The sequence below is a fragment of the Lachnospiraceae bacterium GAM79 genome, from assembly GCA_020735665.1.
GTDB lineage: Bacteria > Bacillota > Clostridia > Lachnospirales > Lachnospiraceae > Coprococcus.
This window is the reverse complement of the sequence record CP085928.1, coordinates 2,340,944-2,356,966: the sequence shown is the minus strand read 5'-3', so window position 1 is coordinate 2,356,966 and position 16,023 is coordinate 2,340,944. Positions and strand designations below refer to the sequence as shown.

Sequence of the window (16,023 nt, the reverse complement as noted above, 5' to 3'; positions counted from 1 at the left end):
CCTCTTTCGTTGCGTGTCAGAAAAATTAATTCACAAGATGGGAGAATTTGTATGGTACATCAGTACAAAAGTAATGGATATAATATCGTACTCGATGTATGTAGTGGGTCTGTTCACGTAGTGGATGACCTTGTGTATGATATTATTGCAAATTACGAAAATCATACAAAAGAGCAGGTAATGGAATTGCTGCCATCCTATGATAAGGATGAAGTATCGGAAGCCTATGACGAGGTAACCGGCCTGGTAGAAGACGGAACACTATTTACAGAAGACATATTCAAAGATTATATCATTGATTTTAAAAAGAGAAAAACAGTGGTAAAGGCTCTGTGTATCAATATTGCACATGACTGTAATCTTGCATGCAGATATTGTTTTGCAGGAGAAGGTGAGTACAAGGGTGACAGAGGTCTGATGCCACTTGACATAGCAAAGAAATCTCTGGATTTCCTCGTTGCCAATTCCGGTAACCGTGTAAATCTTGAGGTCGATTTCTTCGGCGGTGAGCCACTTATGAACTGGGATGTCGTAAAAGAGACCGTTCGATATGGAAGAAGCCTGGAGGAGAAGCATAATAAGAAATTCCGTTTCACACTGACAACAAACGGTGTGTTGTTAAATGATGAGGTAATGGAATTTGCCAATAAAGAGATGGCAAATGTCGTATTATCCATCGACGGAAGAAAAGAGATTCATGATTACATGCGTCCGACCAGAAATGGAAAGGGAAGCTATGATCTGTTACTTCCAAAGTTCCAGGAATTTGCAAAGAAGCGTGCCGGAAAGAGTTATTATGTAAGAGGCACTTATACGCATAACAATCTGGATTTTTCAAAGGATGTATTACACATGGCAGATCTTGGATTTGACCAGATCTCCATTGAGCCGGTTGTATCTCTGCCGGACGAGCCTTATGCGATAAAGGAAGAGGATATTCCGTATCTGTTAGATCAGTATGATATCCTTGCAAAAGAGATGATCAAAAGACATAAAGAAGGAAGGGGCTTCAATTTCTTCCACTTTATGATAGATTTGACAGGGGGACCATGCGTGGCCAAACGTCTGTCGGGGTGTGGTTCAGGTACAGAATATCTGTCAGTTACACCATGGGGCGACCTTTATCCGTGCCATCAGTTTGTCGGTGAGGATGGGTTCTGCATCGGAAATGTAAATGAAGGTATTACGAAACCGGAACTTGTTGATGAGTTTAAGCTCTGCAATGTCTATGCAAAGGACAAGTGTAAGGACTGTTTTGCAAGATTCTATTGTAGCGGTGGCTGTGCGGCGAACTCATATAAATTCCATGGGAATATATTAGATGCGTATGATATCGGATGTGAACTTCAGAAAAAGCGTATCGAATGTGCGATCATGATCAAAGCCGCATTAGCAGATGAAGAAGAAAATCAATAAGGAGGACAAAGGTAAATAAGATGAAGAAAGCAAGAAAAAAAGCCATATGGGTATTGATCCTGTTCCTGCTTGTGCTTGCGGGTTCCATCTACGTTGCATTGTTTGGTGTAGGCGACAGAGGAAAAGCAAAGTATATCAGCCTTGGACTTGATCTGAAGGGTGGCTTAAGTGTAACCTATGAGATTCAGGATGAGGATTACAGTGATGCAGATGTTCAGGATACGATCTATAAGCTGCAGAAACGTATTGATTCCCATACAACAGAGCATAACGTATATTCAGAGGGAAATGGTAAGATCACTGCCGAGATTCCGGGTGTAACAGATGCAGATGCAATTCTGGAAGACCTGAGTATCGAAGGTAAGTTAGAGTTCTTAGATCCTGAGAATTATGAATTATGGTCACAGGGCAAGGATTATACTCCAGCTCTTACCGGTGATGATATTAAGGGTGCAGATGCCAAGATTGATTCTACAGAGACCGGTGATGACAATGTAGTACAGTTGTCATTCACAACAGCAGGTGCTCAGAAGTTTGCAGATGTAACAACAGCAAATGTAGGAAAGATCGTCTATATCGTATATGATGGTGAAGTTGTAAGTGCACCAACTGTACAGCAGGCAATTACAGACGGAAACGCTGTTATCAACAGCATTTCAACATATGAAGAGGCAGACAGCCTTGCTACTACGATCCGTATCGGTGCATTGCCACTGACACTGAAGCAGGTACGTTCTAATATCGTCGGAGCAACTCTTGGTTCAGAAGCAGTATCAACAACGATCAAAGCAGGTATCATTGGTATTATCTGTATCTTCATTATCATGATCTGCGTATTCAGAATTCCGGGTCTGATCGCATCATTATCATTGACACTTTATACATTTATGATCTTACTTGTTATGAACCTGTTCAATGTTACATTGACACTTCCGGGTCTTGCAGGTATCATCCTTTCTGTAGGTATGGCGGTCGATGCGAACGTCGTTATCTTTACACGTATTAAAGAAGAACTGGCAACAGGTGCTTCTGTTAAGCAGTCTGTAAAAGCCGGATTCCATAATGCGTTATCAGCGATCATCGATGGTAACGTGACAACCCTGATCGCAGCACTTGTGCTTGGTATCTTCGGAACCGGTACGATCAAGGGATTTGCGATCACGCTGGCAATCGGTATCGTATTATCCGTATTCACAGCACTTGTTGTTTCACAGCTTGTATTAAATGCACTTGTTACACTTGGTGTAAATGATGTGAAGTTCTTTGGCAAGGCAAAAGAGCCAGGCAAGGTCAACTTCGTAAAGGGTGGTAAATATTGTATTATCGCTTCTGTTCTTGTCATCGTGATCGGCTTCTGTTTTATGCCGATCTTTGCAAAGACAAAGGGAAGTGCATTGAATTTAAGTATTGATTTTGCAGGTGGTACATCAATCACAGCAGAATTTGACAAAGCATATTCATTATCTGAGGCAGAGAAGGACATTGTTCCTGTTATCGCTGAGGCAGCAGGCATCAGTGAGGCAGATATCTCTGTTCAGACTGTTTCCGGTACAAATGAGATCGTATTCAAGACCACAGAGCTTACGACTCAGGGTGATGATTCTCAGTTGACAAAGGTAACAGCTGCACTCAGCGAGAAGCTCGGTGCGACAGTAACAAATTCCGATAATATCAGTGGTTCAGCCAGCAGCGATATGACAAGGGATGCATTCCTTTCTGTAGCACTTGCAGCCGTTCTGATGCTGATCTACATTGTAATCCGTTTCAAGGATGTGAAGTTTGGTGTAAGTGCGGTATTAGCCCTTTGCCATGATGTAGCTATGGTATTTGTTCTGTATATCTTACTTCGGTTATCCGTTGGTAATACCTGTATCGCATGTATGCTGACAATCTTCGGTTACTCGATCAATGCGACGATCATCGTATTCGACCGTATCCGTGAGAATATCGCAAATGCAGGAACAAAGAAAGATTACAAGCAGATTGTTAATTTAAGTATTAATCAGACGATCACCAGAAATATCTATACATCCTTAACAACATTTGTTACGATCTTCGTATTATATGTAATGGGTGTAGCAGCGATCAAAGAGTTCGCATTTACTCTGATGGCCGGTGTCGTAATCGGTGCTTATTCTTCTATCTGTGTAACTGGTCCATTGTGGTACTACTTCAAGACCGGATTTGGTAAGAAGAAGGATGCTGCGAATGGCAAGAACAATAAGAAAGCAGTAGAGAAGAAGAAAACAGCAAAGGCGCAGTAATTATCTGTTGCCGATCGAATGAAAAACAGACAAGTATGTAGGATTTACATATTTGTCTGTTTTTTTTGTTGTGTTATAGGAAAAATTACATCGTGTATTATAAAACTTAATCTGCAATGATGACGTAATGACAATGTATTGACAGATGATAAAAGCTGTGATATGTTGAAACAAAGGAGGTGTATGATATGAACACAAATTTAAATGTTGCAATGGCACCAAAGGATTCGACCTTTCAGGTGAGAATGAATTCTGAGATAAAGAGAGCCGTTGAAGATATTTATGCAAAAACAGGTATGACACTGACAGATGCTTTTAATACATTTATTCAACAGTCCTTGAATGTCGAGGGTTTGCCATTTATCGTGACTACGAACAGTAAGGAAGCACTAAAAGAACAGGCATTGGCTATGGTAATGCTTGATTTGAAACGTGCAGAAGCTCGTGCGGATGCGGAAGGCTGGATTGATGCAGATGATCTTGAGAAAGAATTGGGGGTGCGTGATTGAAAAAAATAAAATATACGCCGGACGCAGCAGACAAGCTGAGAGAATTAAAAAAGGCTATTACACAAAGTTATGGGGCGGACAAAGCAATAGAAATAGTTAAGAAAATAACAGATGCTATAAGGGAGCTTGGCACGAATGAAAAAAAGGGACCGGCAGTTTCACAGATGTTTGGTGTAGATACAGATTATCGGTTCCTTTTTATTTCTCATAATTATGTATTTTATCGTATAGAGGATGAATGTATTCGTATAGTTAATCTTTATCATGAAAGAGAAGATTTTATGTGGAAATTGTTTGGGATTGAGACTGTGCAGCAGGAAACATTAGATTACTGGAATGAGTAAAATATTGAAAAGGTTTGGTGAGAACAATGAAACGATTTGAAGCGGTTATATTTGATATGGATGGGGTTATATTCGACTCGGAGCTGCTGGTTATAAAGTGCTGGCAGGTCGTTGCAGATAAATATGGAATCAAAAACATAGAAGACACCTGTCACAAATGTCTGGGACTGAATAAGGATGCGACAAAGGAACTGATGCTTGGGGTGTATGGAGCAGATTTCCCTTATGATGAGTATAAGGCAGAGATGTCGGCACTGTTCCATGAACAGGCGGCGGGAGGAAAGCTTCCGATGAAGCCGGGAGTTACCGGTCTGTTGCAGACATTAAAGAAGAATGGAAGAAAGGTTGCGCTGGCATCGTCTACCAGAAAGGCAGTTGTCGAACAGGAGCTTCGGGATGCAGGTATCCTTCCGTATTTCGATCGGGTAATCTGCGGGGATATGGTAAAGCGGAGCAAACCGGAGCCAGATATCTATCTGGAAGCATGCAGACAGATCCATGTGATGCCGGAGCAGGCATACGCCATAGAGGATTCTTATAATGGTATCCGTTCTGCACATGCAGCGGGACTGCATCCGATCATGGTGCCGGATCTTGCACCGGTCACGGAAGAAATGCAGGAGCTGTCGGATGTCATTCTGGATTCCCTGACCGAAGTAGAGAAATATTTGTTTTTTATTTAATAGCTTCTATCCCTCTTTTCCGATATTGAGAGGGAGAGAAGCCTTTCTGTTTCCGGAACAGCCGGCTGAAATATAACTGATCATCATATCCTACGATCCTGGCTATTTCATTTATGGAATAGTTCGTCTGTTCTAAGAGAAGCTGGGCGTTGTTGATCCGGCGGGACACGATGAACTGCATTGGGGTCATGCCGGTGTATTTCTTGAAATTCCGTATGAACCAGCTCACGCTCATTCCTCTTGATTCGGCATATTGTTCTATGCTGATGTCTTTATTATAGTTTTCATTAAAGTAGGAAACTGCATAGTCCATTTCACGATCCAGATATTCATTTTTCAGGATATGTTCGCGTGACAGCTCCCGTTTGAATACGATTAAAAGGCGGGTCAGCAGTAAAGCCAGCATTTCTTCATAATCATCCTGACAACGCTGCAGCTCCAGGATGATCTGTTTAAATATATGTTCATATTCCAGAGAGGAACCGACAGGGAATACTCTCCGGTTATCTTTAAATCCATATTTCCTCAGAAGATTCTTCACATCGGAGCCGGTGAAATGAATCCAGTAAACCTCTGTTTTATCTGCACCGTAATATTCATATTTCTGTAGTTCCTTCGGGCGGTAGAGTACCATATTGCCAGCAGGAACGATCGTCTCATTCTCAGCTTTATCAAAATGAAAATGTCCAAGCCCGGATGCGATATAGATGATCTGGTAGTCCTGTCTGCCCTTAGGACGATAGGTAGGCATCTTCGGGTCGCCACTTAAGCGGTATGTTCCGCAGCTTCCGACAATAAGCGGTCTGCGCTTGTCCTTGAAATCAAGATAGGAATGATTCAGGTATCCGGTATTTATATACATGATGAAGCTCTCCTTTATTTGTAGGATTGTAGTATAAAAAGATTTATTGATATTGTATCATTTTGTCCATATTCTGTCCATTCCGGTTCATAGACAGAAATGCTGTTAAAGTGTATGATAAATACAGACAAAACGAAATAACAAGATAATATTTGCAAATAATATCAAAAACATAAGAATAGTTGAAAACAAAAAAGTACATATAAGGGAGGATTACTTATGATAGTGCCACGTTATTATGAGAATTTGAATGTATTACATGAAAATACACAGCCTGCAAGGGCATACTATGTACCGGCTTCCTGTAGGATGGATGATCTGGTCGAGCACAGAGAAGGATCAGATCGGTTACAGTTATTAAATGGAAAATGGAAATTCCAATATTTTAAAAGTATTTATGATGTGAAGGATGCTTTTTATGAGATGGGATATGACACCGGAGCATTTGACGAGATCGAGGTTCCGGGCGTATGGCAGATGGCAGGATATGATACACACCAGTATACAAATATCCGCTATCCATTTCCATTTGACCCACCATATGTCCCACAGGATATACCGTGTGGAGCTTATGTGCATACCTTTTCTTATGCAAAGGATGTGGATGCGGCAAAGGCATTTCTGAATTTTGAAGGTGTGGATAGCTGCTTCTATGTGTGGATAAATGGGGAATATGTCGGATACAGTCAGGTATCCCATATGACCGGTGAGTTTGATGTGACAGACATTTTAAAAGAGGGAGAAAATACGATCGCTGTCCTTGTTATGAAATGGTGTGACGGTTCTTATCTGGAGGATCAGGATAAATTTCGGATGAGTGGAATTTTCCATGATGTATATATTCTGAAAAGACCGGAGTGCGCCATTCGCGACTACCGTATCACGACCTCTGTTTTAAAGGAAAAGGCTGAGGTGAAGCTCGATCTGAGCTTTTATCAGGAGACAGCGGTTAAGGTTACGATCGAAGACAGGAATGGTGTGGTTGTAGCGGAAGAACAGGCAGAGCATGACGGAGCTTTCACATTTGAGATTATACAGCCGACACTTTGGAACACCGAGAATCCATATCTGTATACCCTCATTTTGCAGAGTGAAAATGAGACGATCGTTGATCATATCGCTGTCAGAACGATAGAGATAAAGGATAAAGTTATTTACTTCAATGGACAGAAGATCAAATTCCGCGGTGTCAACCGGCACGATTCTGATCCGGTAACCGGCTTTACAGTGGATGTGGAGAAGATAAAAAAGGATCTTACCCTTATGAAACAGCACAACTTCAATGCGATCCGTTCCAGTCATTATCCAAATGCACCGTATTTTTATCAGATGTGTGACAAATATGGCTTCATGGTATGCGACGAGGCGGATATAGAAGCACATGGCCCATATATGTTATATCGCAAAGAGGATACTGACTACAACCGGTTCAAAAAGTGGAATGAGAAGATTGCAGACAATCCGGAATGGGAGGCGGCTATTCTTGACCGGGTGAAGCGGATGGTCGAGAGAGATAAGAACCGTTTCTGTATCGTGATGTGGTCGATGGGAAATGAAAGTGCATATGGCTGCAATTTTGAAAAGGCACTTGCATGGACGAAGCAGTATGATCCATCCCGTATTACCCAGTATGAAAGTGCAAGATACAGAAATTATGATGTGACCTATAATTATGAGAATCTGGATCTGTACAGCCGTATGTACCCAGCGCTGTCAGAGATCGAGGAATATCTGGAAAAGGACGGAAGCAAACCATTTCTGCTGGTTGAATACTGCCACAGCATGGGAAATGGTCCCGGAGATTTTGAAGATTATTTCCAAATGATCCACAGTGATGACCGCATGTGCGGTGGATTTGTATGGGAATGGTGCGACCATGCAGTTGCGCATGATCAAGCGGAAAACGGAAAGACGAAGTATTACTATGGCGGAGATCATGGAGAGGCGATACATGATGGTAATTTCTGTATGGATGGTCTTGTGTATCCGGACAGAACCCCGCATACCGGACTGCTCGAATACAAAAATGTCTACCGCCCGGTCAGAGTTCGGTCATTTGATCAGGAGAGAGGAACGCTTACCCTTCATAACTATATGGATTTTGATGATATTCAGGATTTTGTGGATATCTGTTATGAGGTAACTCAGGATGGCTTAAGTGTTCAGAAGGGCAAGGTAGTGGGTGCTTCGGCTGCTCCGCACAGTGATTGCACCGTGGGGCTTGATATCGATGTTCCTACGGCAGGCAGAGTATATCTGAAGCTTTCTTATCAGTTAAAGAAAGAGCTTCCGTTAGTTTCTGCGGGTCATGTATTGGGCTTTGATGAACTTCTGCTTGAGAATAAAGATGGAAGAAACCAGACAGCTGCCAAATGGACGGCTTCGGATGTGGCAGTATCCGATATCAGGGTAGAGGAAGACGATGCATGGATCGTGTTAAATGGTGATGGCTTCACATATCGGCTGGATAAGCGTACCGGCTTGTTCAGCGGACTTCAGTATGCAGGCAGGGAATATCTGAATCATCCAATGGAGCTTAACATCTGGCGTGCGCCTACAGATAACGATATGTATATCCGGGCAGAATGGGAGAAGGCTCATTATGATGAGGCATACACAAGAGCATATAGTGAACAGATCCTTCAGAACAAATTCGGAGTAATGATTATGTGCCATGCAGGTGTGGTAGCTCCAACCGTTCAAAAGCTGATCGATGTAGAGATTATGTGGAAAATAGATGGCGCAGGCAGAATTGCTGCGGGAATAACAGCAGTAAAAGATGAAGAACTCCCGGATCTTCCAAGATTTGGTATAAGAATGTTTCTGGATAAGAAGCTTTCTGAGGCTGCCTATTATGGCATGGGACCACAGGAAAGCTACCGCGACAAGCACAGGGCTGCCAGCCACGGCTTGTTCAGAAGTTCTGTGCAGGAGCTTCATGAGGACTATATCATGCCGCAGGAGAATGGAAGCCACTATGACTGTGATTATGTGGAACTGACAAATCAACGATATGGAATGGCTGTTGCAGCAGAACATACATTTTCATTTAATGCCTCTTATTACACTCAGGAAGTGCTTACGCAGACGAAACACAATTATGAGCTTACGGAAGCCGACAGTACGGTGCTCTGTATTGATCATGCACAGAATGGAATCGGTTCGAACAGCTGTGGCCCGGTTGTTTCGGATGAATACAGGTTCAGTGAAAATGAGTTCCGGTTTGATTTCGCGCTGGTACCGTTTGTGAGGGGTTAATTAGGAGGAGATACGGATGGAAGAGAAGAAATATTTAAAATGGTATAATAAAGTAGGTTATGGTTCGGGAGATATCGCGGGAAATGTGGTATATGCGTTTCTGACATCCTTTGTCATGGTATACCTGACGGATACGGTCGGACTTGCTTCAGGCATTGTCGGCACACTGATCGCGGTATCCAAATTATTCGATGGATTTACGGATGTATTTTTCGGATCCCTGATTGATAAGACACACAGCAGACTGGGAAAGGCAAGACCATGGATGATCTATGGATATATTGGCTGTGCAATCACGCTGGTTGCATGTTTTGCAGTTCCAGCCGGTATGGGTAAGGCTGCACAGTATACATGGTTTTTCATTGCATACACATTGTTAAATGGTGTGTTTTACACGGCAAATAATATTGCGTATTCGGCACTTACCTCACTGATCACAAAGAACAGCAAAGAACGAGTTCAGATGGGTTCTTATCGGTTTATATTTGCATTTTCAACAAGCCTTTTGATCCAGACGATCACGGTCGGATTCGTGGACTGGTGCGGTGGAGATGCGGCGGCATGGAGATTAGTAGCAATCATCTATGCGATAGTTGGTCTTGTGGTAAATACGATCTCCGGTCTGTCTGTGAAGGAGCTTCCGGAGGAAGAATTAAACGATGGAGAGCCGAAGAAAACCGAGGAGAAGTATAGTCTGGTTCAGGCATTTAAGCTCCTTATTAAGAACAAATATTATATTATGATCTGTGGAACTTACATCTTGCAGCAGCTTTACAGTGCCATGATCGGTGCGGGTCTGTTCTATATGACATGGGTTCTTAAGAATAAGAATCTGTTCGGGCAGTTTGCCTGGGCAGTAAATATTCCCCTCATTATAGCACTGATATTTACACCGACGCTGGTTGGCAAATGGAAGGGCATGTATAAGCTGAACCTTAGAGGATATATCATAGCGGTTATTGGCAGAGCCTTGGTTGTTGTTGCCGGCTATATTGGAAACATCCCGCTTATGCTGGCATTTACAGCTCTTGCAGCGCTAGGCCAGGGACCTTGGCAGGGAGATATGAATGCGGTTATTGCTTCCTGTTCCGAATATACCTACCTGACACAGGGAAAGCGGGTTGACGGAACTATGTACTCCTGTACTTCGCTTGGTGTAAAGATCGGAGGAGGAATCGGAACGGCGGTTGTCGGCTGGCTCCTTGAACTGTCCGGTTATAAAGGAACGATGGCGGTTCAGCCACAGTCGGCTCTTGATATGATGCAGTTCATGTATCTGTGGCTGCCGTTGATATTTGATATACTAATCCTGCTTATACTTTCCAGAATGAATGTGGAAGCGGCAAATGAAAAGCTTAAGGCAGAGCGGGGAATGTGTGCAGGAGAATAATCTACAAGACTTCACAGATTTTTCACAAAAATTATTAGCACTCGCTATTGACGAGTGCTAATACAAGTGGTATAACATAATCAGAACGAAGGAGAGGACATCAGATAGAGACTGATGGAGGTTCTGGAGTTCCGGAAAAATAACAATTACGTGTTCTGACAATGGTCAGCACACAAAAGAATAAAATGTATGTATTTGAATGGAGGAATGACTTATGTTGATGCCTAGTATTTTTGGAGAAAATTTATTTGATGATTTATTTGATGATTTTGCACGTCCTTATAAAGTGACAACAGGTTATACACAGCCTGCTAATATTATGAAGACAGATGTAAAAGAGACCGAAGGTTCATTTGAACTGGATATTGATATGCCTGGTTACAAGAAAGAAGATGTAAAGGCAGAATTGAAGGATGGTTATCTGACCATCACAGGTACAACGAAGAAAGAAACAGGCGATCAGGACAAGAAAGGCAAATATGTCCGCCGTGAAAGATATTGTGGTTCTTGCAGCCGTAGCTTCTATGTTGGTAAGGCAGTTGAAAAGGAAGACATCAAGGCAAAATTTGAAGATGGTGTTTTAAAGATCAGCGTACCAAAGAAAGAAGAGAAGCCAAAGGTTGAAGAAAGTAAATATATTTCAATCGAAGGATAAAATGCTCTATTCTCTGTACAGACGGAATAGCAAAGTAACACACGCATTCCTCTGAAAGGAAATGTTAATCATATAAGACCCCAAAAAAGCCGGTGCTTTTGCGTAACTGCGTAAAAGCACCGGTTTTTTAATTTATAGAGTAATTTTGCAAATGAAGAAAAGCGTTACAAATCGACCTGTAAAAATGAGAAAAATGTTACCGAAATATACAAATGAATGCGAAATATGTTATATAAACATGTAAAAAATAAAGAAAAACGTTACAAATTGCCTTGCAAAAACAAAGAAAAACGTTACAATAATATATATAATGTTTATTTTATGGAGAGAAAGAAATGTTACAAAGAAAAGTATATCAGGAACTGTTGAAGTGGAAAAATAGTAAAAAAGGAAAAGCATTATGTGTAATTGGTGCAAGGCAAATTGGAAAAACAACATTAATTCGTGAATTTGGAGCAAATGAGTATGAATATTTTGCAGAAATTAATTTTGTAACCGATAAAAATGCTTTTAAAATATTTGATGGAAAGCTGACTGTCAAAACAATCATAACGAATATGACAGCTTATCTACAGACACGTCTGGAACCGGGAAAGACATTGATTTTATTTGACGAGGTGCAGGAATGCCCACAGGTAAGAGCCGCAATAAAATTTCTTGTGGAGGATGGAAGATTTGATTATATAGAATCAGGTTCGCTGTTGGGAGTCCGGTATAAAGAAATCAGTTCATATCCGGTTGGTTTTGAACAGATATTACAGATGTATCCTCTTGATTTTGAGGAGTACATGTGGGCAAATGGTATACAGTCATCAACATTTGAATATTTGAAAGGGTGTTATGATAATACAACGAAGGTTTCAGATTCCATACATGAAACATTAAGCAAGCTGTTTTATAGTTATCTTGTGGTAGGTGGAATGCCGGAGAATGTACAGATTTATGTAGATACACATGATATAGCAAAGGTTGTTATGAACCAGAGAAGTATTTTGGATTTATATCGATTGGATATTGCAAAATACGCATCAGAGAATGAGAAAGCAAAGATCAAAGCAATATATGATGGCATTCCATCCCAGTTAAATGAAAAAAATCGCAGATTTAAACTTAGTAGTATCCATCCGGATGCCAGAATGTTACGATACGAGGATTGCTTTAACTGGCTGACAGATGCAGGAGTCGCACTGGCATGTTATAACGTAGCAGAACCTCAGCCGCCATTGCAGTTAAGCGAAAAGAGAAATCTTTTCAAATTGTATATGGGTGATGTCGGGTTGCTGTGTGCGGCTTGTATGGAAAATGTTCAGTTCGATCTGCTAATGGGAAACGTGGATGTTAATATGGGGAGTATTCTTGAAAATGCGTTTGCACAGAACCTTCAGGCAGGTGGCTTTCATTTGAATTATTATGATTCAAAAAAGATTGGAGAGTTAGATTTTGTATTACAAAGAGGTTTGTCGGTTGAGCTTGTAGAAGTAAAATCTGGAAATGATTACCATAAACATAAAGCGTTGGATCGTGCATTACAGGTTGAAAACTGGAAATTTAAAGAGTCGGTTGTCTTTTCAAAAGGAAATATAGAGTCAGAGAATGGGATCACATATCTGCCCTGGTATATGGTCATCTTTTTTCATCAGGAAAAAGAGCCAGATCAGATGATATATGAAATAGACCTAAGCGACTTATAAAAGGAATGCACATAGATTCTTTACAGGGAATTGCTGGAATTGGTATGTTATGTTATACTAAGCGGGATTAAACAATGCAGGAAGATATATAGACCGAATGAAAACAAGCCTAAAATGAGGGATATATAACAATAAAAAAATACAAAGGGGAAAACCTATGCCAATAAGAATAATGGGAACCGGAAGCTTTTTACCGGAAAAAAATGTGTCAAATACAGACCTTGAGAAATATGTAGATACTTCGGACGAGTGGATCTCCAGCCGAACCGGAATTAAGAATAGAAGAATCGCAGTACATGAAACGACTGCAGGAATGGCAGCAGAGGCTGCAAAGAAAGCCTTGGAGATGGCAGGAAAAGAAGCAATTGATGTAGAACTGATCGTGCTTGCAACAGTAACACCGGATTATTATACACCGAGTGCCGCATGTCAGGTTCAGGCGGAACTTGGTGCAGACAATGCCATTGCATTTGATGTAAATGCTGCATGTTCAGGATTTGTATTTGCACTCAATGTGGCAAAAATGTACATCGAGACAGGCTTTGTTAAGAATGCACTGGTAATTGGTGCGGAGACATTATCCAAGATCCTCGACTGGAACGATCGTGGGACCTGCGTGTTGTTTGGAGATGGAGCAGGTGCAGCGTATCTGGAAGAATCCGACAAGGGAATTATCAGTGTAGTACAGGGATCGATCGGTAAGAAGGGAATGGTTCTGAACTGCGAGAGCAGACGTACTCACAATATATTTACGGAAGCCGGGATCGAACATGATTATCTGCATATGGATGGACAGGAAGTATACAAATTCGCAGTCAGACAGTGCCCGAAGTGCCTGCTCGAAGCATTGGAAAAGGCAGATATGACAGCCGATGATATTGATTATTTCGTTCTTCATCAGGCAAATGTCCGTATCATCGAATCAGTAGCAAAGCGGTTAAAAGCGCCGATCGAGAAGTTCCCGATGACACTTGGATATACCGGAAATATGAGTGCTGCCAGTGTACCTGTCATGCTCGACAGTCTGGTGCGTGATGGCGGCTTAAAACGTGGTGACAAGGTTGCAATGTCAGCATTTGGCGCCGGCTTAACCTATGGCGCGATCGTCCTCGAGTGGTAGGGCTTGCGTCTAACTATCTCGATCCTATACTTGTTATTCCGCAAAACGCTTTCGCTCTATTCCTCAACGCAGCGGTACATAAGGTTGCAAAAGACGCAACCTAAGTACCGGCGTTCGGAAAGGTTTGCTTCATAACAATATAGGATCGAGATAGATGAACGACAGAGAGAAAAGGCTGTAGCAGCATACAATTAATAAAGTCCTGTCCAGATAATGCCAGATTAAGCAGAAATGGAAAATAGCATTACTGTTATGTAGCAAGCCTTTTCTCACGTCAGTCGTTAATGAGCCACCGTTAGGTGGGGAATTTAGGACTGCTACGTGAGAATAGAGTGCAAACGCCTTGCGGAATAATATGTAATGCTATTTTCCATTTCGTTTCAAAGTCACCTGGACAGGACTGATTAGCTGTAAGCTGCTACAGTCTCTTTTATATTATCGTTCGTTGATAGGAACGTACTCTTTAATCTCTGCAATGCTGGTGTAGGCAGGACGGATGATCTTGTAGGAATTAACAAGCTCTTCCATACGGTGTGCGCTCCAACCGACTACTCGTGCGATTGCAAATAACGGAGTAAACATCTCAGCAGGAATCTTTAACATTTTGTAGAGAAGTCCGCTGTAATAATCAATATTGATACAAACACCTTTGTAGATCTTACGTTCTTCGGCAATGATCTCAGGTGCAATACGCTCGATCATCTCATAAAGGGCATATTCTTCGTCCATACCCTTTTCGGCTGCCAAAAGCTTTACATATTTCTTGAATTCCAGAGCACGGGGATCGGATATGGAATAGAATGGATGTCCCATACCATATACGATACCGGTCTTGTCATATGCTTCCCGGTTGACGATCTTACGAATGTACTCGCCAACTTCTTCCTCATCTGTGATATCGGATACATTGTCACGGATATTTTTCATCATACCCATAACCTGATAGTCACCGCCACCGTTTAAAGGTCCCTTTAAGGAACAGAGGGCAGCAGCCATTGTTGCATATGTATCGGAACCGGAAGAGGTTACAACACGCGTTGTAAAGGTTGAGTTGCTTCCACCGCCGTGTTCCATATGAAGTACCAGTGCCAGATCCAGTACACGGGCTTCCAGACGGGTGTATTTCCGATTGGAACGCAGGGTACTTAATATATTTTCGGCAAACGATAATTCAGGAAGCGGCTTATGGATATAACAGCTCTTGCCAAGTTCGTAATGGCGGTATCCCTGATAGGAATAAACAGCCAGACGAGGGAACATACTGATCAACTGGATACACTGCTGTAATACATTTTCCAGAGAGTTGTCACCCATCTTTTTATCGTATGAACCAAGAGCCAGTGTACTCTTTGTCATATTTGCAATAATATCGGCAGTCGGACTTTTCATGATCACATCCTGGATGAAATGATGCGGCAGATCATAACTGATATTTAAAACCTGCTTGAAGTTCTGAAGCTCCTTTTCATCCGGCAAAACGCCGAATAACAGGAGATATGTACATTCCTCAAAACCAAAACGATTATCCAGAAAAAATCCTTTGATCAGATCATGAATTTCGTAACCACGATAGTAGAGCTCTCCAGCACATGGAACACGATTGCCGTTTTCATCTGTTGTAAATGATTTACTGAGAGAGACATTCGTGATTCCGGCATTGATACCGATACCGTTTAAATCACGGAGACTACGTTTTACACCATATTTTTCATATAAGGCATCGTCAATGCTATTGTTTTTGATACACATATCCAGATGGCTCTTTGTGAAAGGGCCGATATTATTAATTGACATTTCAATTTCCTCCTGTGAATAGGATAATACTAAAAGT

Annotated in this window: 12 protein-coding genes; 10 read left to right on the top strand and 2 right to left on the bottom strand. The window is 41.7% G+C overall.

Annotated elements, in window-relative coordinates; translation table 11 throughout:
- The first annotated feature begins 51 nt into the window (after nucleotides 1-51).
- The 5 genes from scfB to LK416_10670 all read left to right on the top strand — a co-directional run bounded on the left by scfB (nucleotide 52) and on the right by LK416_10670 (nucleotide 5,216).
- Nucleotides 52-1,416 (top strand): thioether cross-link-forming SCIFF peptide maturase, encoded by a 1,365-nt coding sequence (gene scfB, locus LK416_10690; GenBank protein ID UEA74119.1) that lies wholly within the window; start codon nucleotides 52-54, stop codon nucleotides 1,414-1,416.
- Between the two features lie 20 nt (nucleotides 1,417-1,436).
- Nucleotides 1,437-3,680, top strand: coding sequence for a protein translocase subunit SecDF (locus LK416_10685; GenBank protein UEA74118.1), 2,244 nt, complete (start codon nucleotides 1,437-1,439; stop codon nucleotides 3,678-3,680).
- A 188-nt stretch (nucleotides 3,681-3,868) separates the two neighbouring features.
- The gene (locus tag LK416_10680; GenBank protein UEA74117.1) at nucleotides 3,869-4,189 is read left to right on the top strand and encodes a type II toxin-antitoxin system RelB/DinJ family antitoxin; all 321 of its coding nucleotides are present in this window, start codon (nucleotides 3,869-3,871) and stop codon (nucleotides 4,187-4,189) included.
- The gene (locus tag LK416_10675; protein UEA74116.1) at nucleotides 4,186-4,533 is read left to right on the top strand and encodes a type II toxin-antitoxin system RelE/ParE family toxin; all 348 of its coding nucleotides are present in this window, start codon (nucleotides 4,186-4,188) and stop codon (nucleotides 4,531-4,533) included. Before LK416_10680 ends, LK416_10675 begins: the two co-directional genes overlap by 4 nt.
- A 26-nt stretch (nucleotides 4,534-4,559) precedes the next feature.
- Entirely contained in the window at nucleotides 4,560-5,216 is a 657-nt protein-coding gene (locus LK416_10670) for an HAD family phosphatase (protein UEA74115.1), read from the top strand.
- Here the strand turns inward: LK416_10670 and LK416_10665 are convergent.
- Complete coding sequence (locus tag LK416_10665) at nucleotides 5,209-6,078, bottom strand: AraC family transcriptional regulator (GenBank protein UEA74114.1); 870 nt, start codon at nucleotides 6,076-6,078, stop codon at nucleotides 5,209-5,211. The genes LK416_10670 and LK416_10665 overlap by 8 nt on opposite strands.
- Nucleotides 6,079-6,297: 219 nt before the next feature.
- On the opposite strand from LK416_10665, the gene LK416_10660 reads away from it, so the two are divergent.
- The 5 genes from LK416_10660 to LK416_10640 all read left to right on the top strand — a co-directional run bounded on the left by LK416_10660 (nucleotide 6,298) and on the right by LK416_10640 (nucleotide 14,192).
- Nucleotides 6,298-9,336 (top strand): DUF4981 domain-containing protein, encoded by a 3,039-nt coding sequence (locus tag LK416_10660; protein ID UEA74113.1) that lies wholly within the window; start codon nucleotides 6,298-6,300, stop codon nucleotides 9,334-9,336.
- A gap of 16 nt (nucleotides 9,337-9,352) precedes the next feature.
- Nucleotides 9,353-10,726, top strand: a complete 1,374-nt coding sequence (locus LK416_10655; protein ID UEA74112.1) for an MFS transporter — start codon at nucleotides 9,353-9,355, stop codon at nucleotides 10,724-10,726.
- A gap of 214 nt (nucleotides 10,727-10,940) precedes the next feature.
- Nucleotides 10,941-11,381: an Hsp20/alpha crystallin family protein gene (locus LK416_10650; GenBank protein ID UEA74111.1), complete on the top strand. Its 441-nt coding sequence runs from the start codon at nucleotides 10,941-10,943 to the stop codon at nucleotides 11,379-11,381.
- A 335-nt stretch (nucleotides 11,382-11,716) separates the two neighbouring features.
- Complete coding sequence (locus tag LK416_10645; protein ID UEA74110.1) at nucleotides 11,717-13,072, top strand: ATP-binding protein; 1,356 nt, start codon at nucleotides 11,717-11,719, stop codon at nucleotides 13,070-13,072.
- Between the two features lie 157 nt (nucleotides 13,073-13,229).
- Nucleotides 13,230-14,192, top strand: coding sequence for a ketoacyl-ACP synthase III (locus LK416_10640; protein UEA74109.1), 963 nt, complete (start codon nucleotides 13,230-13,232; stop codon nucleotides 14,190-14,192).
- Between the two features lie 435 nt (nucleotides 14,193-14,627).
- On the opposite strand, the gene LK416_10635 is transcribed toward LK416_10640, so the two are convergent.
- Complete coding sequence (locus LK416_10635; protein UEA74108.1) at nucleotides 14,628-15,986, bottom strand: citrate synthase; 1,359 nt, start codon at nucleotides 15,984-15,986, stop codon at nucleotides 14,628-14,630.
- Between the last annotated feature and the right edge of the window lie 37 nt (nucleotides 15,987-16,023).

Excerpts from the sequence above, each read along its gene's own strand:
- LK416_10640 (UEA74109.1), top strand. The coding sequence starts at position 13,230 with ATGCCAATAAGAATAATGGGAACCGGAAGCTTTTTACCGGAAAAAAAT.
- LK416_10655 (UEA74112.1), top strand. The coding sequence starts at position 9,353 with ATGGAAGAGAAGAAATATTTAAAATGGTATAATAAAGTAGGTTATGGT.
- LK416_10645 (UEA74110.1), top strand. The coding sequence starts at position 11,717 with ATGTTACAAAGAAAAGTATATCAGGAACTGTTGAAGTGGAAAAATAGT.
- LK416_10680 (UEA74117.1), top strand. The coding sequence starts at position 3,869 with ATGAACACAAATTTAAATGTTGCAATGGCACCAAAGGATTCGACCTTT.
- scfB (UEA74119.1), top strand. The coding sequence starts at position 52 with ATGGTACATCAGTACAAAAGTAATGGATATAATATCGTACTCGATGTA.
- LK416_10635 (UEA74108.1), bottom strand. The coding sequence starts at position 15,986 with ATGTCAATTAATAATATCGGCCCTTTCACAAAGAGCCATCTGGATATG.
- LK416_10660 (UEA74113.1), top strand. The coding sequence starts at position 6,298 with ATGATAGTGCCACGTTATTATGAGAATTTGAATGTATTACATGAAAAT.
- LK416_10650 (UEA74111.1), top strand. The coding sequence starts at position 10,941 with ATGTTGATGCCTAGTATTTTTGGAGAAAATTTATTTGATGATTTATTT.
- LK416_10670 (UEA74115.1), top strand. The coding sequence starts at position 4,560 with ATGAAACGATTTGAAGCGGTTATATTTGATATGGATGGGGTTATATTC.
- LK416_10685 (UEA74118.1), top strand. The coding sequence starts at position 1,437 with ATGAAGAAAGCAAGAAAAAAAGCCATATGGGTATTGATCCTGTTCCTG.
- LK416_10665 (UEA74114.1), bottom strand. The coding sequence starts at position 6,078 with ATGTATATAAATACCGGATACCTGAATCATTCCTATCTTGATTTCAAG.